Raw genomic sequence first — 18,401 nt, forward strand, 5'->3', positions numbered from 1 at the left:
GAGCTTGCATGAGCGGTCAGGCATTTCGGTCACGCTACGCGCGGCTTTACGGTCCGATAAGAGCGGATGGTGGCGCTACGGCCATACGGCACAGCATGCTGGGGGCGTGGTGAAGCCGCTTAGACGCGACGGTGCCGACGACGACGAGTCGCCGGCACCGCTGTATTTCGATTTCGAGGACGACGACGAGCCGCTCGAGCACGCCGACGATGGCGGCGGCGGGCGTGATGGCGATGGCGGCGATTGGCGCGGCGGCGGTTCCGGCGGCCGCGCGCCGAGTGTCGGCGGCGCCGTGGGACTAGCGGCGGGCGACACACTCGCGCACGCTCCGGCGGGAGCCGAGAGCGCCGTGGGCGTGGTGGATCACGGGCCCGGACTCGTGCGGTGGTGGTCGCGCGTCGTGCTCCCGCGCCGGCGCTTGGCGCTCGGGTCGGTGGTGCTGGTAGTGGCCACCACGCTGGCCGTGAGCGGCACCGTGGCGCAGGCCGAGCAGCGCGCCCGGGACCGGATAGCGATGAGCGCGCTGGCCGGAGCCTACGTGCCGAGCGCGGACGGCGAGGGCCTCGACCTCGTCGTGACCCTGCGCGACGACGGACCGGCCGTCGCGACCGTGATCTGGGTGGGCGTGGACCAACCCGGCCTTGCGCTCGGCTACCCGCCGCTGCCGCTCCCCGTCGACGTCGGCCACAGCTTGAGCATCAAGCTGGGCGGCCGCTACACCTGCAACGATGCGGCCGCCACGGACGCCCGGACGTTGACGGCGATGGTCCGCAGCCCTCGCGGCGCGGTCACCGCAATCACGTTGCCGATGCCTTCGGGGGCGGTGTTGCCGACCGGTTGGCGTGACGCACGCACGGCGTTCTGCGCTGGCATGGCCCTCTTCGGGCAGCGGCCGGTGTCATAGGGCGCGCGAATGCAATAGGCGTGACGCAATGAAAAGGGTGCGTCATGCCGACAATCTTCCTCTTTGCGCAGGGCATCCGCGCCAATACACTCACCCGCGGCATGAGATCCGCAACGAGGCGGAGGTGCGGATGAAGATTGTGGTGTTGGTCAAGCACGTGCCCGACACGGCTGCCGACCGCCACTTCGCCGCGGACCTGACCCTCGACCGGGCGGCAGCACCCGGTCGGCTCAACGAACCCGACGAATACGCCCTCGATCAGGCGCTGCGGATCGCGAAACTCCGGCCCGGCGTGCTGATCACCGCGCTGACGATGGGGCCGCGCGACGCCCAGGCGGCCCTGCGCCGGGCGCTGGCCCTCGGTGCCCACCGGGGCGTGCACGTCGTCGATGACGCGCTTCACGGCTCCGACGCCCTGGCCACGTCCCGGGTGCTCGCCGCCGCCGTCGACCGGCTCGGGTTCGACCTGGTCCTGTGCGGTACCGCCTCGACCGACGCGGCGACGTCCATGGTGCCTCCGATGCTTGCCGAGCGTTTGGGTCTGCCGGCGCTGTGCTTCGCCGACACGCTGCGGATCGAGGGCGGCGAGGCGATCGGACGCCGGGAGAGCGAAACCGCGGTGGAGGAGGTCGCGGTGCCGCTCCCAGCGGTGGTGTCGGTGACGGACCAGTCCGGGCGCCCCCGGCACCCGTCGGTGCGGGCGCTGGCGCAGGCGCGGCAGGCGCCGCTGCGTATCTGGACGCTGGCCGACCTGGGCATCGCGGCGGACGAAGTGGGACTGGCGGCAGCGGCGACCATGGTGCGGATGGTGATCCCGCACACCAGGCGGGCGGCGGGCGGAGTCATCCGGGACGACGAGCAGGGTGGGGCCGCCGTCGGCCTGGCGGACTTCCTGACCGAGCGTCATTTCATCTGATCGGCCGGTTCGTCTGATGCCCCGTGATCCTTTCAGGCATAGTGATCGTTCAGTGGCCGGTGTTGGTGCGGAGAACAGCAGGCAGAGGAGGGAGGTTGGCGTGGGACCGGTGCTGGCTCTCGTCGCGCGCGACGACGACGGCGAGATCCTGCGATCCAGCCTCGCTGTGGTGGCGATGGCCCGGCGGCTGGGCACGCCGGTGGCCGTGCTGTGCGGCGGCGACCCGGACCTCGTGATCACGGGCATCCTGGGCTACTACGGTGTGACGCGAGTGATCATCGCCGAGGACGACGAGGACTCTGGCGACGGCGCGAACGCGCGAGGCGGCGGTGCTGGCGACGCAGATGCGCGAGGCGGCGGTGCTCGCGATATGGATGTGTGGGGCGACGGTGTTCGCGAAGCGCGGGGCAGCGATGCCGGCGACGCGGATGCACGAGGTGTCCGTGGGCGCGACATGGTGAGTCTGGCGACCGCCGCGCTGGTCGAAATCGCCAGCCGCGAGCATCCGACCGCGATCCTCACCTCGTGCGGGCCCGACGCCCGGCAGGTCGCGGCGCGCGTGGCGGTGCGCCTGGACTCGGGCGTGATCACCGACGCGGTCGATCTCATGCCCGGCCCCGGCGGCCCGGTCGCGATCCAGGAAGCGTTCACCGGCTCCTGCCTCGTCGGGTCGGCGGTGCGCCGCGGCGTTCCAGTGATCACCGTGCGCGCCGACGCGGCTGTGCCGGAACCAGCAGCCGTAGGCGAACCTGTGGTGGTGGAGTCAGTTTCCGTGCGGCGGATGCGGCCCGGTGGCGTGCGCGTCCTGTCACGCGCGCCGAAGACCGCCGCCCGCCGCCCCGATCTCACGACCGCCGCCGTGGTCGTGGCCGGGGGCCGGGGGGTGGGCTCGGCCGCCGGATTCGACCTGCTCGGCCAAGTCGCCGACGCCCTCGGCGGCGCGGTCGGCGGCTCCCGCGCGGCGGCCGACCTCGGCTGGTGTCCGCCGCAGGCGCTGGTCGACCAGACCGGCGCCAGCGTGTGCCCGCGCCTGTACGTCGCCTGCGGCATCTCCGGCTCCGTGCGGCACCGCGCCGGGATGCAGGATTCGCGCACAATCGTCGCGATCGACAAGGACCCGGCCGCGCCCATCTTCCGCATCGCCGACTTCGGGGTGGTCGGCGATCTGCGGCGGGTGCTGCCCGCGCTGCTCGCCGAGATCGCGCGCCGTCGCGGCACGGCGATCGGGGCCGCGCCCGCGCTCCGGCACGGCGGCGCTCCGGAGACCCTGACCTCCACCCGAACCTCAACCCGGGTCCCCGATCCAGACCGCGCGGCTCGCCCTCAGGCCGCGCACGCCGAAGCCCGGGACCTGGCCCGGGTCCCCGATCCAGACCGCGCGGCTCGCCCTCAGGCCGCGCACCCCGAAACCCTCGACCACGCGGAGGCGTAAGTGCTGGTGCGGATCATCGTCGGTATGGCCATCACGGCCGCGGCGTTCACCTTGGCGGGACGCCGGGTCCTGATGCTCTACCGGCTCGCCCGCGCCGGGCAGCCCGCCGAGCCCGGCCGCCTGGACGGCGTCGGCGCCCGCGTGCGAGCGCTGATCGTCGAGGTCTTCGGCCAGCGCAAGCTGCTCAAGTGGACCGGCGCCGGCGCCGCCCACTTCGCCGTGTTCTGGGGCTTCGTCATCCTCGGCGTCACCATCGTCGAGGGCTACGGCGCCCTGTTCGACCGCGACTTCCACATCCCGCTGATCGGCACCGACACCTGGCTGGGCGCGATCGAGGACACTTTCATCCTGGCGGTGCTGCTCGGCCTGATCGCCTTCGCCGCGATCCGGCTGCGCCAATCGCCCGAACGCGAGGGGCGCCGCTCCCGCTTCTTCGGCTCGCACCTCGGCGCCGCCTGGTTCACCCTGCTGATGATCTTCAACGTGATGTGGACGCTGCTGCTCTACCGCGGCGCCCAGATCAACACCGGCAACTTCCCGTTCCCGCACGGCGCGTACGCCTCGCAGACCGTCGGGCACTGGCTCCACCCGGCCGGGCGCACCGCGAACGACGTGCTCGAGACCGTCGGCATCCTCGGCTCGCTCGGCGTCGTGCTCGCCTTCCTGGTCTTCGTGGTGCACTCCAAGCACCTGCACATCTTCCTGGCCCCGCTCAACATCGCCGCGTCCCGCCGCCCCCGCGCGCTCGGACCACTGCTGCCGGTCTACTCCGGCGGCAAGGCGGTCGACTTCGAGGACCCGGGCGAGGACGACAAGATCGGCCGCGGCGCGATCGAGGACTTCACCTGGAAGGGTCTGCTCGACTTCGGCACCTGCACCGAGTGCGGACGCTGCCAGTCCCAATGCCCGGCCTGGAACACCGGCAAGCCGCTCAGCCCCAAGCTGCTGATCATGGCCTTGCGCGACCACGCCCTGGAGAAGGCGCCGTACCTGCTCGCCTCCTCCGACGAGGAGCGCGCCGCGCTGCCGGAGAGCGTGCGCGCCGAGGCCGAGCGCCCGCTGGTCGGCGGCGCGGACGTGAACGGCGTGATCGACCCGGACGTGCTGTGGTCCTGCGTGACCTGCGGCGCCTGCGTCGAGCAGTGCCCAGTCGACATCGAGCACGTGGACCACGTCGTCGACATGCGCCGCTATCAGGTGCTGATCGAGTCCGAATTCCCGCGCGAGGCGCAGACGATGCTGCGCAACCTCGAGCGGGCCGGAGACCCGTGGGGACGCGGCGCGCGGGCCCGGATGGAATGGGCCGCCGGGCTGCCGTTCGAGGTGCGGGTCTTCGGCGAGGACGGCGCCGAGCGCCTCCCCGACGACGTCGAGTACCTGTTCTGGGTCGGCTGCGCGGGCGCGCTGGACGACAACGCCAAGCGGACCTCGCGCGCCGTCGCCGAGCTGCTGCACGAGGCAGGGGTCGGATTCATGGTCCTCGGCTCCGGGGAGACCTGCACCGGCGACCCGGCCCGCCGGCTCGGCCAGGAGCTGCTGTTCCAGGAGCTGGCGACGCAGAACGTGGAGACGCTGAACTCCGCCGGGGCCAAGAAGATCGTGGTCACCTGCGCGCACTGCTTCAACGCGATCGGCAACGAGTACCCGCAGCTCGGCGGTAACTACGAGGTCGTCCACCACACCCAGCTGCTGGCCCGGCTGGTGGCCGAGGGCAAGCTCGTACCGGCGGGCGAGGTCGACGCCGCCGTCACCTACCACGACCCCTGCTACCTCGGTCGGCACAACCGGGTGTTCAGCCCGCCGCGCGAGATCCTCGGCAGCGTGCCCGGCGTGCGGCTGACCGAGATGCCGCGCAACCGGGAGCGGTCGTTCTGCTGCGGCGCAGGCGGGGCGCGCATGTGGATGGAGGAGACGATCGGCACGCGGATCAACGAGACCCGCACCGACGAGGCGCTGAGCACGCAGCCCGACCTGGTCACCGCGGCCTGCCCCTACTGCATCGTGATGCTCACCGACGGACTGAACAACCGCAAGCAGAACGGCGCGGCGGCGGATGCGGTGCAGGTCATCGACGTGTCGGATGTCCTGTTGCGCTCGGTGCGCGCGAAGAACGGGCGGAGCAGTCAGACCGAGAGCGAGTCAGCGCCCGCAGAGAGCTGAAGAGCCCTGATCCGGACGCGCGGGTCCGGGTGACGGTCACGCAGTCGTTGCACGCGGTGAGGCTGGGGCTGGCGAACGCCAGGCAGCAGGTGGTGCGCCAGACCGCCTCTTCGCCGTCGACACCGGCCAGGCCGTGCACCGGCAGCGCGTCCGTGAACAGCGCCGCGTCCTGCATCGCGGTGGCTGAGACGTCTGCGAAGGCATAGGCGAACGCTGCTGCGGCCTGGCCCCAAAGCGAGCGTTCGCCGACCTTCCGGACCTCCTTGGTGCGCTCAAGGAGCGGCTGGAGGTGCTGCTCGACCAGCGTGTCGCGGAAGAACGCGAGCAGGGCCGCCTCGTCCGCCGCCGGGATCGCCTCGGGCAAGCGGCTCGCCGGATTCGCCGGCAGAACGGCTGAAGCCGACCGGCGCAGGCCCACGGCGAGATACGGCGCCTTCGGCAGCACCCTGACCAGGAGGTTGTCCGGCGACAGAAGCGGAATCTCCCGCGCCAGCGCCCAGCCCGTGGCTAGCGGCTTAGCCAGTTGATATGTGTACGTCTTCCACGCGAGCACGGCTGCCGCGTGCGACGGCGCGTCCCAAAGCCGCTCAGGCAGTTCGAACAGAGCCTCGAGCCGCTCGCCGCTCACCAGCGCGGTGGCGGGGATCCAGCCGTCTGGATCCGCCACGACGAAGGGATCGGCCGCGAAGCGCGGCTGCGTCGGCCGCGGCGGCGCCAGATCCGGTGGGGCGGCAGGGAGCGCGGATGCCGTGAGCACAGCGTCAACTCCGTTGAATCAGGTTTTTCGAAGTCGGCCGGGGCTTTATGGCGGCTGTAGATCGCGTGGCGGAGAGAAAGGCGTCCCTCCACGCGATTTGTCGCCGCCGCCCCGGCCGACATTCGGAGGGCGGACATGTGAGGGTGCTGCGAGAAAGGTCCGTCGACCCGGTGGCTGCGCGCTTGCCCGGTACACGCGCACCGCTTTAGTTCGGTTCAGCGGACAGACGCGGTGCGGCCGCGGTGAACCGATTCGGCGTCGGGCGCGTGCAGGCGGGAAACCGGACAGCCGAAGTGACTCAAGACCCTGGGGAGAATCTGTGGCCACACCGACGTTCGCGTCCGACGGTTCCTACCCCCCGCCCGGATACGACGGTTCTTATCCTCCGCCCGGATACGACGAGCTCATGCGCTCCAGCGGCGGATGGCCGACGATGCCTCCCACGCCGGAAGAACTCATGCGGTCCGGCGCCGGCTGGCCGGGAATGCCGCCGACCGCGCCTCCAATGCAGCAACCCGCACCCCAGATGCCGTATATGCAGGGTATGCCTCCCGGAATGCTACTGCCACCTGCCGCACCCCAGATGCAGCCCTCTATGACCGGCTACCCACCGGGCGCCGTCCCCGGGGCGCAGATGCCACAGATGCCGATGCCGACCCCGGCGATGGCCCCAGGTACTGCCGCCTTCGCCCCGCAGCCGGTCTCCGCCGCCTGGCCCGAGGCGGCCGCACCTCCAGCACCGGCCAACTTCATCAGCCCCGCCACCCAGGCACTGCTCCAGCGGCTGCCCGCCCCGCCGCCCGAGCCGCGCTACTTCGGCCGCAACCGGGCCCCCGCCGACGACCACCGCGACGTGACCGGCGGCTGGCTGCGGGCGGCGGTGTTCGGCGCGATGGACGGCGTGGTCACCAACGCCTCCCTGATCGCCGGGGCCACCGGCGCGCACGCCGCCAACCACACCATCATCCTGACCGGCCTGGCGGGCCTGGTCGCCGGCGCCTTCTCGATGGCCACCGGCGAGTACATCTCCGTCACCTCGCAGAACGAGGTCACCGCCGCCGAGGTCGAGTCCGAGCGCGAGGAACTGGAGCGCAACCCGGGGCGCGAACTGGCCGAGCTGGCCGAGGTATTCATGGGCAAGGGCGTCGAGCCCACGCTTGCCCTCGAAGTCGCCCGCCAGCTGTCCGAAGACCCCGAACAGGCGCTCAACGTGCACGCCCGCGAGGAACTCGGCATCGACCCCGACGACCTGCCGTCCCCGTGGACCGCCGCCACGGCCTCGTTCGCCGCCTTCACCGTCGGCGCGCTCACACCGCTGCTGCCCTACCTGCTCGGGCTCAAGTCCTTCAGCACCGCGCTGATCCTGGCCGGGCTGTTCGCCTTCGGCGGCGGCGGGATCGTGGCGAAGGCGGCCAACCGCCCGGCCCTGGCCGGCGGGATGCGCCAGCTCGCGCTCGGCGCACTGGCCACCGGCATGACCTTCCTCGTCGGACAACTGGTGGGGGCGCAGGTGGGATAGCGGCGGCACGGACCACGTGACGCGGTCCCCGGCGGTCGCACCGGGGTCCGGACCCGCGCCGAGGCGGCTTCCCGTCCTCGCTTCAGCTGGCATTTCCTCGATCACGCGACCACCCCGAGCACCGTAGGCGCCGCGCCGGACGCCGCCACGGCCGGGGGAGAAGGAGCAAAGGGTGTTGCTGGAATCGCCTCGGCCGGCCGCCGGGCACGCATCGTTCGGATCCGGCGCGTGGACGCGCGTGGCCGACCGCCCCGAGCGCTCGGCGGACCCGGTGGCAGACCCCGACCCGGTGCGCGCGGCGAACGCCGCCGCCGTGGCCAACCTGTTGCGCTGCTGGGTACGCGAGACGGCCGTGCCGGAACCCGCGGACGGGATGCTGCGGCTCGACTTCGACGCCGGCGGGGTACGGGTCGAGGCGCCGGTGTACTACTGGTCCGAGGTGGGCTGGCACCGCTTCGGCCAGGCCCGGGTGGTACGCCGGACGCAAGACGGCAGGCGCGCGGACCGCACCGGAGTGGTCGCCGACGCGGCCCTGCTCGCGCTGCTGCTCAAGCGCGAGGCCGCCGCGCTGCCGGGCCGAACCGATCAGGCCCCTGAGACAGACCTGGTCGCGCGGGTCACCGACTCGGTGGCGCACATCGCCCGGTTCGTCGCCGCCCGCCGGGCCGCCCGCTTCGATCCGGCCGGCACGACACCCTTCCTCGGCGCCGAGCAGTCACTGGTCCTCGGCGATCCGCTGCACCCGGCACCGAAGGGCCGCGGACCGCTGACCGAGGCCGAGACCGCGGCGTACTCCCCGGAACTGCGCGGCGCGTTCCCCCTGCACTGGTTCGCCGCCGACCCCTCGATCGTGTCGGCCGACAGCGCGCTGCACCGATCCGCACAGGCCGCGGTCGCCGCCCTGCCCGGGCCCGGCTTGATCGTCCCGGCCGGGATGGCCGCGATCCCGGCCCACCCCTGGCAGGCGCGCGACCTGGTCACCCGGCCCGCCATCGCCGCGCTCCTCGACGAGGGGCTGCTGCGCGATCTGGGACCGGCCGGACCGCTCTGGTACCCGACCTCCTCGCTGCGCACCGTCTACCGGACCGGCGCCCCGGTCATGCTCAAACTCTCCCTCGGCCTGAATATCACCGGCTCGGGACGGGAGCACGATCGCAAAGCACTGCTGCGCGGCATCGAAGCACACCGCCTGCTCGACGCCGGCCTCGGCGCAGAACTGGGCGCCGCGCACCCGAGCTTCCACATCGTGCGCGACCCGGCCTGGCTCGCCGTCGACCTGCCCGGCGCCGAAGCACCCGACAGCGGCCTGGACGCGGCCCTGCGTACCAACGCGTTCGGACCGTCGGACCTGGTGCGCTGCGTCGCGGGCCTGGCCGCCGAGCAGCCGGGGGCCGGCGTGTCCCTGCTCGCCCTGCTGGCCACCGGCCTGGCGATCCGCGGGCACCGCCGGGTCGACGACGTCTCACGCGAGTGGTTCGGCCGCTACCTGGAGACCGTCGCGGCCCCGATCCTCTGGCTGTACGCCCAGCACGGCGTCGCGCTCGCGGCCCACCAGCAGAACACCTTGGTCGAGCTGAACGCCGGCGGCTGGCCGACCGGCGGATACTACCGGGACAGCCAAAGCATCTGCTTCGCCGAGCCCTGTGTCGCCGGGCTGTCCCGGTGGGTGCCCGAAGTCGGCACGGAAAGCGGCGCCGTCGTGCCCTACACAGTGGCCGACGAGCGGCTCGGCTACCACTTCGTGGTGAACAACATCCTGGGCTTGATCGGGGCGTTCGGCGTACAGGGGCTGGCCGATGAAGGGCTGCTGCTGGACGACCTTCGCTGCTTCCTGATCCGATTCGCCACCAACCGGACCGAGGCCGGCCGAAGGGTCCCGAACCTGGTGGTCGCCCTCCTCGACGGCGAGACGCTGCGCTGCGGGGCGAATCTGCTCACCCGGGCGATCGGCCCGGACGAACCGCCCACGGCCGCCGCCGCATATCTGGACATCCCGAATCCGCTCGCACACCGCACCACGATCTGCCCGCCCATCGAGCCCCAGACGCAGGGGAGGTAGCCCATGCCGCTGCACACGCCCGTTGAACTGACCGCCGACACCTGGCGGCGCGCCGGCCGCGCCCTGCTCGCCAAGGCCATCGCCGAACTCTGTCATGAGGAACTGCTCGAACCGGTGGAGCAGGGCGACGGCGAGTATCGGATCGACCTGGACGGCGGCGTCGCCTACCGGTTCACCGGTCGGCGCGGCGCGTACGAGTCCTGGTTCGTAGATCCCGGATCGGTCCGCCGAGACGCGCCCGGCTCGGAACCCGGCGCGGAGGCCGACGATCCGGCGCAGTTCTTCATCGATGCCCGCCAGGCGCTGGGGCTGGCCGGAGACACCGCCGGCCACCTCATCAGGGAACTGAACGCGACGCTCGCCGCCGACGCCAAGCTGCTGTCCGTCGGCGGCCTCGCCGCCGCGGAGCTCGCCGAACTGCCCTATGAACGGCTCGAGGGGTACCAGACCGGCCACCCCGCGATCGTGCTCAACAAGGGGCGCATGGGTTTCTCCTCCTCAGACGCGCAGCTCTACGCGCCCGAAGCCCGCCGGCCGATGGCGCTGCCCTGGATCGCCGTGCACCGCGACCTGGCCGAGTTCCGCGCGGTGCCCGGCCTCGACGCCGACCAGCTGTACGCCGCGGAGCTCGACGAAGACACCGTCGCCGCGTTCCAAGCCGTGCTGCGGCACCGCCGCCTCGACCTGTCGGCGTACTACTGGCTGCCCATCCATCCGTGGCAGTGGGATGAGACGGTCCTGCCCCTGTTCGCCCCGTACGTCGCCGACCGCCGCATCGTGCCGCTCGGCACCGGCCCCGACGCCTACCTTCCCCAGCAGTCCATCCGCACCTTCACCAACGTCAGCGAGCCCGAGCGGTACCACGTCAAACTGCCGCTCTCCGTACTCAATACGCTGACGTGGCGCGGGCTGCCGACCGAGCGCACCCTCGCCGCGCCCGCCGTCACCGCGTGGATGAAGGGCATCACGCGCGCCGATCCCTACCTCGTCGACGAATGCCGGGTGGCGCTGCTCGGCGAGGTGGCGTCGGTCGGCGTCGCACATCCGGGCCTTGACGCGCTGCCGGGCATTCCCTACCAATACCGCGAAATGCTCGGCGCGGTCTGGCGCGAACCGCTCGCCGGAGCGCTGGAGCCGGGGGAGCGGGGCCGCCCGCTCGCCGCGCTGCTGCACGTCGATCCAGCCGGGCGCACGCTGCTCGCGGAACTGGTCGCCCGGTCGGGGCTCGAGCCGCGCGCATGGCTGGGCCACCTGTTCTCTGCGACGCTGCCGCCCCTGCTGCACTACCTCTACAACTACGGCACCGTGTTCTGCCCGCACGGCGAGAACGCCATCGTCGTGTTCGACGAGCAGGACGTACCGGCGCGCCTGGCGATCAAGGACTTCGTCGACGACCTGGCCATCAGCTCCAAAGCACTGCCGGAACTCGCCGACGTCCCGCCGGAGCTCGCCGAGATCCTGCCGCGCGAAGCCCCCGACTACCTGTGCGAGTACCTGCACGCCACTCTGTTCGCAGGCCACTTCCGCTATCTGGCCGACCTGGCCGAGCGCGAGCTGGGGGTGCCGGACCGGGAGTTCTGGCCGATGGTGCGGGCCGAGATCCTCGCGTACCAGGACGCCTTCCCCGGCCTCGCCGAGCGGTTCGCGATCTTCGATCTGCTCACCGCGCGGGTCGAGCGGCTCTGCCTCAACCGCAACCGGCTGCAGCTCGACGGCTACCGGGACCGGCCCGACCGCCCGCTCCCCGCCGTCTACGGCACCGTGTCGAACCCGCTGTCCGAATCGGACTGACCAAGCCCGCCTGATCCCGAACCCGCCACCTCTCCGGCCGGTTCGGGATCAGGCGTGGGTCAACGCCAGCGGCGCGCCCGGCATCAGCCGGCCGCGCAGGAACACCAGCGGCTCGGTCTCGCGCGGCCTCGCGAGCTCGCCGACGTGCCCGACCACGATCGTGTGGTCCCCGGCCGGGTATTCCGCGGCGACGGTGCAGTCGATCCACGCCAGCACGCCGTCGAGGACCGGCGAGCCGGACGCCGAAAGCCGCCAGCCGACACCCCGGAACCGGTCCACGTCGCGGGCGGCGAAGCGGCGGCACAGCCACTGCTGGTCCGCCGCCAGGATGTTGACGCAGAACCGCCCGGCCGCGAGGATCCGCGGCCGGGTCTGCGAGGCGCGCGAGACGGCGAACGAGACCATCGGCGGGTCGAGCGAGAGCGAGGTGAACGACTGGCAGGCGAAGCCGACCGGCGTCGTCTCGTGGACCGCTGTCACCACGGCGACCCCGCTGGGGAAGTTGGACAGCACCGCCCGGACGCGTGCAGGCGCCGCGGCGGTACCGCCTTCGGGAAGGGCTGTGCCGACGGTCATGACGGCTCCTCGAAGGTGGCGGGGACCATAACTCGATACCTGCCTCTCGACGAGGGGACCGCGGCGGCTGGATGCGGGACGGGCAAGGTGAGGCTTACCCCGGCCCGTTTCACGGCGCGCGGCCCGCTCCGGTTCACCTCTCGTCGGCCGCCTCCACGGGGACGGCGTCTGCGGCCAGTCGCAACTTGGCGAACTCCTCGGCCAGGGTCGCCGCCGTCCAGTGGGCGTTGAGGCCGCTCGAAGCTTTGGAAGCTGTACCCAAAGTAGTATAATAAGGGTACAGATATATGAAAGCGGACATATCATCCATACGTATTGCCCCGTACGCCCGTATCTCAGATACGGATGAGGAGCGTGCTCCCGGCCTTGATCGGCAGCTTCGTATTGTCCTGCCGCTCATCTCGAATCATGGCGTAGCCACGCATGAGTACATCGACAACGACAAGTCAGCCTATAAGCCAGAGGTCATCCGTGACGAGGGGTTTGAACCCTGGCTACAAGACTTCGTCGACAACCAGAACGACGGCATCGCTGGTTGGGACCTGGATCGCATCTTTCGCCAGCCGAGCGACCTTGAACGAGTCATCAAGGCGTACTGCCACGCCTACATCAAAGAGGGCCGTATAAAGCCAGTCCTCTTACTTCCCTCTATGAGCATCGACCTTACTGACGAGGATGGTCAGATGGTCGCTCGCATGTTGGTGAACATCGCCAACCATTCGAGCGCCAAAACGGTGAAGCGCGTCACCAACTTCTACCGGGACGAAGCACTGAAGGGGAACGTCTTCAGCAGCTACCCGGCGTTCTACCGCAACCCTGACGGCTCGATCAACGAGGACAAGGCCGTCATCACGCACAAGGCGATCTCGGATGTGTTCGCTGGCATCCGTCCTACCGCCATCGCTGAGGAGTGGCGACAGAAGGGCATCACGACTGCCCGTGGTGGTCGGGTCACTGGTGAGACCGTGCGCCGCATCCTCATCGCTCCCGGCATCGCTGGCTTGGCTGTGTACAAGAGGGAACTTGTGCTCGACAAGGACGGGCACCCGGTCATGCGCGCCGATGGTGGTCTCATCGATGTCGCAACATGGCGCGCACTGTGCGAGACGCTGAAGTCACGTCGTAGGGGCGCCCGGCCGACTAGAGGGTTGCTAAGCCGCACTCTGCGGTGCGGTAAGTGTGGCTCCTATATGGTGCACCAGCGCCGGAGTGACACATTCTTCATGTACAACTGCCGGTCCAAGGACTCAGGTGGTTGTGCTGTGGTCGCCATCTCTGGGCCGAGGCTCGACGCGCAGATTACTGAGCTAGTTCTCGCCTACCTCGACCAGCCAATAGAAGCGCCAAAAGAGCAAGCCGTGCCCGGTGCCGCACGGCTGAAGGAGATTGAACGCCTCGTAACTGAGCTCATGGGTGCATACCGTGCTGGTGAGATGTCAGGCTCGATCGTGTTTCCGTCCATCAAGGAGCTTGAGGACGAACAAAAAAAGCTGCGCTCAGAGGTAGCGCAGCAGGTACGAAAGACGAAGCAAGTCACGTCGGTGGCCGAGGAATGGCCTGAGCTACCGCTCGACCGGAAGCAAGCGATCCTAGAAGAGCTCTTCGAGGCGATCGTTGTTGCGCCAGCGAAGAACGTCCGCGCTAAGGGCGTCCAGACCACCTACGACGAGAACCGTGTGACGGTTGTGTGGCGGTCACCCAAGTAGAAGCTGACGGATCTTAGCCTGGCGACTCTTCGTAAGCTTCGGCGCACGTGCGATCTGAAGCTTAACCCAGCTCTGCACCGCTGTTGGTGTGGAGCTGGGTTCTTTTCGGATAGTTGGAGTTGACTTTATTACCATACTTAAAACTTAAAACTCGGTTATCTATGTTCAATTATAAGGCAACTCGGGAAAATAATCGATGGCCTCACGTTTCATAATGCACCGCGCGAAGCGCAACGCAACGATTGTCACTCTACCCTGTTCTCCCTGTTCGTTTCGGTGTTGTAGATCTGTCAAACTCTATAGAAATGTCCTGGCGGAAGGCGCATAAATGGATGTAGGCCAGGCGAAAATGCTTCGGCTTGCACATGAAACCAGAGGAGCAGAAATGGCTATCGTTAGCCGCAAGGTCTCAGACCTCAGCGGGAAGGACGCCCCAGACAACGAATTCGCCTCCGTCGTCGTGCGCCAGCACCCGGACATCGACCAGCCCAAAGCGCTGGACGTGCTCGTTCCCGAGTTGGAGTCGTTCAAGGACATCGGGGATCTCGTGATCCTCGAAGTCCGGACGCCGGACGGTCACACCAGGGACATCTACGTCAAGGTTGCCGACTTCAACAAGGCCGCGCCCAACATGGGCGAGATCTTGAGGAACGCACGTGGTACCAGGGGACGTGTCCCCGGTACCCGTGTCGGCAACGGCGGATAAGCCCGGAGTCTCCGCTTCCTACCAACGCTCCCGGTAGTTGAGGCGGAAACCCCCGTCCTGGCGACCCTTGCGGGTTGCTGGGGCGGGGGGATTTTTCATTTCTCGCATCAAGCTTTGAAGCACTCGTTCAAGGGCACGCGGCCGGCATCGAGTAGATCGGCTGCTTCATCCGTAACGAAGACTCCCCGCATAGAGCAGGGAGTCTTTCTCAGCTTCGGAACTTGAATGAACCTAGTAGGTCAGTGATTTGATGATCAGGAGGGCATCGTTATACGAGGCGTCGCCTTGGAACGCGCTCACAGGTTTCGAGATCGGGGTGCCGCTGGTACTGCTATAGAACATGCTAATGACATCATAGAGCGGAGTACCTGATTTATCCGTAACATTTTTACTCACCGGCGATGCGGCGGAACTAGTCGGAGTCGTGCCGACGGATCCAGCCGTAGTGACATTCGGGCCAGAAGCACCGCCCGAGCCAAACCCAAGGTAGTAGTTGCCACCCAGCGTCGTTATAGGCGTGGTTGAAAGAATCGTTCCGAAGTACGCTCCACCATTCGCGCCACTATCTCCTGTGTATATCGCTAGCGTGAGGCCGGTGGGGCTCACCAACTTCGCATAGTCGATCCCAGGGGTTGCAGGTATGTTGGACGTCCCGCCTGCCGTACTGGAATTCGTCACCGTCCAAGTGGACGGGTACTTGAAGTTAGCCTTCTCGTACTTCAACGTCGCACTCTGCCAGCCATCATAAGGACTAGGTGCTGGGGTCGGTGTAGGTGTTGGCGTCGGTGTCGTCCTTGTCGCCTGCTTCTTTTGCAAGTCGGCTATCTGACTGTTCTTAGTAGTGATGTCATCTGAGAGCTTGTGGTTCTGCTGATAGGCATACACCGAGTAGGCAACGCCTGCAATGGCGAGCACCGCCAAGATGATGATGGTTGTTATAGTGAGGGTTTTGCGGCGGTTGTTCGCGCCGTCTCCCTTCATTGGGTTGTGGGTTAATGGTGTTTCATTCATGTCTGTTCCACAGCATAGCATAAATCTGCTCAATTTCCATCCCCGAAATGGAAGAGACTGCTTTGATGCACCTTATGCTTTGGATTTGTCGCTCTTTAATTTAAAATGAGCGACCAGACACGTCTCTTTGGTAATACGAAGCGTTTATGGCAATTCCGCCACGTGTTGCCCTACAACATCCAGGGAAGAGGGTGTGAATCATGAAAGCCGAACGGTCAAAGCGAACGATGCTGATACGCCTTCGTTCCATCCTGATCGTCGTGAGCCTCGTGTTCACGGGGATCGTAGGAATGGCGGGAGAAGCATCGGCGGATGTTACGCCGCTCGTGTACGGAACAGCGTGGCTTGGTGGCAGCGGCGTCAACGTCTGCCCATCGAGCACCGACACAACCTGTGGCGGTCAGGCACATGTGGGTGGCTACTCCGGCAACTGGTGGCAGTGTGTCGAGTTGGCTCAGCGCCTTTATAAGGCTGAGACCTGGTTCACTGGCATCTTCCCGGGCGTGAGCGAAGCGCACAACATCTACGACACACTCGCTGCACCCGGCAACACCAACGGTTTCACCCGTCAGAAGAACGGCAGCGTCACATCTGTGGCGCCTGGCGACATGCTGGTGTTCTCTGGTGGCATCGGCGGTACGGGACACGTCGGCATCGTCGATACGATTACCGACAACGGCAATGGGACGAAGACGCTGAGCGTCGTCAACCAGAACGCCTACGAGGTGTCGTCCAACGTAACGTGGACGTTGTCCACCGGAATGGTGAGCAAGTACTCGTACATGGATGGTCACAGTGCTGACACCACCTTCTCCGTCATGGGGATGGTGCACAACACGAATGACACCCTGACGAGCAGCACTGGTTCCACCACCCCCACGTACAACCTCCAAGCTCCCAGTGCCATCACCGACCCCGCCACCGGAAGGAACATCTTCTACGTCGGGGCCGACGGGTACATGTACCAGTGGAGCGTCATCGGTGGCGCCTGGAGCAACGTGAAGCTCCAAGGCTCGGGGAACCCCGAGCAGGTTCAGACGGGCACCAGCCCGAGCGCGGTCCTGGACGGGGCTACGGGCCGCAACGTCTTCTATGTCGGAACGGATAACACGATTTGGCAATGGAGCGTGCAGGGTGGGGCCTGGGTCAACAGCCGCTTGGGCAGCAGCGCCGTCCTAGCCAACACCAGCCCCAGTGCGGTGGTGGATGCGTCGAGTGGGAGGAACATCTTCTACGTCGGCGCCGACCAGTACATCCACCAGCTCTCCGTGCAGAACGGGGCGTGGGTGAACATCAAGCTCACGGTTAACGGCAACGCCATCGCGGCAGCGCCGCAGACAAGTCCCAGCGCCGTGGTTGATCCTACGGCGGGACGTGAAGTGTTCTACGTCGGTGCCGACAACCAGGTCTACCAGTGGTCGGTGCAGAACAACGCCTGGGCCGACATCAAGTTGACCGGCACCGGCGGCAACAGAGCTGCGGCCACGGGCAGTAGCCCGAGCGCCGTGGTCGATCCCTCCACGGGAAGCAATGTCTTCTACGTGGGAGATGACAACCACATCTGGCAGTGGTCGGTGCAGAACGGAGCCTGGAATGACTTCCAGATCTCCGGCACCAACGGTAACCAGACGGTTCTTGCGGGCAGTAGCCCGAGCGCCGTCGCCGATCCAACCACCGGCCGCAACGTGTTCTACGTAGGGCCGGATCACCAGATGTGGCAGTGGTCGGTACAGAACGGCCAGTGGAACAACAACACGCTCACGCGTGCTGGTGGCGCGGTCGCCGTCGAGGCGGGCACCAGTCCGAGTGCCATCACCGATCCGTCGAGTGGGAGGAACATCTTCTACTTCGACGGCCAGAAGATGATCTGGCAGTGGAGCGTGCAGAGCAATGCATGGAACGACTTCAAGCTTCAGTGAAGCGTGGGGACTTCCGTGCAAGTGACACACCACAACATGAAGGAAGCGGCACAAGCTGGCCGGGCGATACGTCGCCTTCCAGCGACGCGACGCCCGGCTAGCTAGCCGTAAGACTTCCTGCTCAAGAAACAGACTCGCTCCCCCAAAGGAGCTTGAGGCTACGAAACAAACCTGCTCGGTGGAGCAGGATTTTTTAATGCCCGGTGAAGTATCTTAGCCTCTCAGTAGTTGAACAGTTCAAGTATGATATGGCACTATAAGTAGGGGGTTATGGTCGATGAGTTGCGCCATCCCGCACGTTTCGTTGGTACTCCACCTCTGTGAGATGCCTTCGTATCGGTGTTGTGGTTAGCGCCAAACTCATTGATCCCCCTGTACTCGTTCCTCATAGTGGAAGTAAGAGCAGACGCCAAAGGCGACCGCTCGACTTCCACTAAGTTGAGTGCACAAATAATGTAAGTCCCAGCGGTACCCATCGCGAGGTTTATTTTGTGTTGCCCAACCTTCGGAAGCTAACGCTTAGACCGAAAGGAGGGGAACGATGACAAAACTACCTCACCATTCAAGGGGAAAGGAGGCAGCCGCCACCGATGACCTAACCTGGTTTGAAATTCACTTTCCGCACGAGCTGAGCTCGGCCGAGGTAACCAAGGTTCTCCAACCGCTTGCCTATCGGCCTCGTATCGGCTGGCGACAGCGAACGCCTGTCGTGGTTTTTGAACTCCGCGCCACGTCCACATCTGTGCGCTGGTTGATCGGGATGGACCAGCTCATCAGCGGCGAGCTGTCTGGACAACTCCAAGCGCAGCTTCCCGGCTTGGTGCTTACTCCTCTGCCTCGAACCTTCCGCCGTACGTCAGTGGCGCGAGCGGCAAGCGTCCGACCAACGAGCCTCGCTCAACCTGTGCGCGTAGACGTGGCGGCCAGCGTCACGGCCGGACTGCT

At 67.2% G+C, this 18,401-nt stretch carries 13 protein-coding genes and 1 pseudogene; 10 read left to right on the top strand and 4 right to left on the bottom strand.

What is annotated here, in order from left to right; genetic code table 11:
* The 4 genes and pseudogenes from VGZ32_RS08445 to VGZ32_RS08460 all read left to right on the top strand — a co-directional run.
* Positions 1–904: pseudogene (locus VGZ32_RS08445) on the top strand (hypothetical protein); the annotation flags it as partial.
* 130 nt (positions 905–1,034) lie between these two features.
* Entirely contained in the window at positions 1,035–1,820 is a 786-nt protein-coding gene (locus VGZ32_RS08450; RefSeq protein ID WP_326885317.1) for an electron transfer flavoprotein subunit beta/FixA family protein, read from the top strand.
* A gap of 100 nt (positions 1,821–1,920) precedes the next feature.
* Entirely contained in the window at positions 1,921–3,252 is a 1,332-nt protein-coding gene (locus VGZ32_RS08455; protein WP_326885319.1) for an electron transfer flavoprotein subunit alpha/FixB family protein, read from the top strand.
* Between the two features lie 24 nt (positions 3,253–3,276).
* Positions 3,277–5,412 carry a (Fe-S)-binding protein gene (locus VGZ32_RS08460; protein WP_326885320.1) on the top strand — a complete coding sequence of 712 codons (2,136 nt, stop codon included), beginning with the start codon at positions 3,277–3,279 and terminating at the stop codon, positions 5,410–5,412.
* Here VGZ32_RS08460 and VGZ32_RS08465 read toward each other — a convergent pair.
* Positions 5,318–6,169, bottom strand: coding sequence for an IucA/IucC family C-terminal-domain containing protein (locus tag VGZ32_RS08465; protein ID WP_326885321.1), 852 nt, complete (start codon positions 6,167–6,169; stop codon positions 5,318–5,320). The genes VGZ32_RS08460 and VGZ32_RS08465 overlap by 95 nt on opposite strands.
* 664 nt (positions 6,170–6,833) lie before the next feature.
* On the opposite strand from VGZ32_RS08465, the gene VGZ32_RS08470 reads away from it, so the two are divergent.
* The 3 genes from VGZ32_RS08470 to VGZ32_RS08480 all read left to right on the top strand — a co-directional run bounded on the left by VGZ32_RS08470 (position 6,834) and on the right by VGZ32_RS08480 (position 11,538).
* Positions 6,834–7,688 carry a VIT1/CCC1 transporter family protein gene (locus VGZ32_RS08470; protein ID WP_414642516.1) on the top strand — a complete coding sequence of 285 codons (855 nt, stop codon included), beginning with the start codon at positions 6,834–6,836 and terminating at the stop codon, positions 7,686–7,688.
* A 172-nt stretch (positions 7,689–7,860) separates the two neighbouring features.
* A complete protein-coding gene (locus VGZ32_RS08475; RefSeq protein ID WP_326885323.1) occupies positions 7,861–9,747 on the top strand; it encodes an IucA/IucC family protein in 1,887 nt (628 codons plus the stop codon).
* 3 nt (positions 9,748–9,750) lie between these two features.
* Positions 9,751–11,538, top strand: coding sequence for an IucA/IucC family siderophore biosynthesis protein (locus VGZ32_RS08480; RefSeq protein WP_326885324.1), 1,788 nt, complete (start codon positions 9,751–9,753; stop codon positions 11,536–11,538).
* Between the two features lie 48 nt (positions 11,539–11,586).
* Here the strand turns inward: VGZ32_RS08480 and VGZ32_RS08485 are convergent, their stop codons facing one another.
* Together VGZ32_RS08485 and VGZ32_RS08490 are read right to left on the bottom strand one after the other, a co-directional pair.
* The gene (locus VGZ32_RS08485) at positions 11,587–12,114 is read right to left on the bottom strand and encodes a flavin reductase family protein (protein ID WP_326885325.1); all 528 of its coding nucleotides are present in this window, start codon (positions 12,112–12,114) and stop codon (positions 11,587–11,589) included.
* Positions 12,115–12,247: 133 nt separating this feature from the next.
* Positions 12,248–12,376, bottom strand: a complete 129-nt coding sequence (locus VGZ32_RS08490) for a hypothetical protein (protein ID WP_326885326.1) — start codon at positions 12,374–12,376, stop codon at positions 12,248–12,250.
* 25 nt (positions 12,377–12,401) lie between these two features.
* On the opposite strand from VGZ32_RS08490, the gene VGZ32_RS08495 reads away from it, so the two are divergent.
* Both VGZ32_RS08495 and VGZ32_RS08500 read left to right on the top strand, forming a co-directional pair.
* The gene (locus VGZ32_RS08495; protein ID WP_326885327.1) at positions 12,402–13,820 is read left to right on the top strand and encodes a recombinase family protein; all 1,419 of its coding nucleotides are present in this window, start codon (positions 12,402–12,404) and stop codon (positions 13,818–13,820) included.
* Between the two features lie 385 nt (positions 13,821–14,205).
* Positions 14,206–14,526: a hypothetical protein gene (locus VGZ32_RS08500; RefSeq protein ID WP_326885328.1), complete on the top strand. Its 321-nt coding sequence runs from the start codon at positions 14,206–14,208 to the stop codon at positions 14,524–14,526.
* Positions 14,527–14,757: 231 nt separating this feature from the next.
* Here the strand turns inward: VGZ32_RS08500 and VGZ32_RS08505 are convergent, their stop codons facing one another.
* Positions 14,758–15,537, bottom strand: coding sequence for a hypothetical protein (locus VGZ32_RS08505; protein WP_326885329.1), 780 nt, complete (start codon positions 15,535–15,537; stop codon positions 14,758–14,760).
* A 200-nt stretch (positions 15,538–15,737) separates the two neighbouring features.
* Here VGZ32_RS08505 and VGZ32_RS08510 point away from each other — a divergent pair, with 200 nt between their 5' ends.
* Positions 15,738–17,456: a hypothetical protein gene (locus VGZ32_RS08510; protein WP_326885330.1), complete on the top strand. Its 1,719-nt coding sequence runs from the start codon at positions 15,738–15,740 to the stop codon at positions 17,454–17,456.
* The last annotated feature ends 945 nt before the right edge of the window (positions 17,457–18,401 follow it).

This window comes from Actinocrinis sp., from assembly GCF_035938995.1.
Lineage (GTDB): Bacteria > Actinomycetota > Actinomycetes > Streptomycetales > Catenulisporaceae > DASZGI01.

Excerpts from the sequence above, each read along its gene's own strand:
- VGZ32_RS08460 (WP_326885320.1), top strand. The coding sequence starts at position 3,277 with ATGGCCATCACGGCCGCGGCGTTCACCTTGGCGGGACGCCGGGTCCTG.
- VGZ32_RS08505 (WP_326885329.1), bottom strand. The coding sequence starts at position 15,537 with ATGAATGAAACACCATTAACCCACAACCCAATGAAGGGAGACGGCGCG.
- VGZ32_RS08495 (WP_326885327.1), top strand. The coding sequence starts at position 12,402 with ATGAAAGCGGACATATCATCCATACGTATTGCCCCGTACGCCCGTATC.
- VGZ32_RS08510 (WP_326885330.1), top strand. The coding sequence starts at position 15,738 with ATGAAAGCCGAACGGTCAAAGCGAACGATGCTGATACGCCTTCGTTCC.
- VGZ32_RS08470 (WP_414642516.1), top strand. The coding sequence starts at position 6,834 with ATGGCCCCAGGTACTGCCGCCTTCGCCCCGCAGCCGGTCTCCGCCGCC.
- VGZ32_RS08485 (WP_326885325.1), bottom strand. The coding sequence starts at position 12,114 with ATGACCGTCGGCACAGCCCTTCCCGAAGGCGGTACCGCCGCGGCGCCT.
- VGZ32_RS08500 (WP_326885328.1), top strand. The coding sequence starts at position 14,206 with ATGGCTATCGTTAGCCGCAAGGTCTCAGACCTCAGCGGGAAGGACGCC.
- VGZ32_RS08450 (WP_326885317.1), top strand. The coding sequence starts at position 1,035 with ATGAAGATTGTGGTGTTGGTCAAGCACGTGCCCGACACGGCTGCCGAC.
- VGZ32_RS08480 (WP_326885324.1), top strand. The coding sequence starts at position 9,751 with ATGCCGCTGCACACGCCCGTTGAACTGACCGCCGACACCTGGCGGCGC.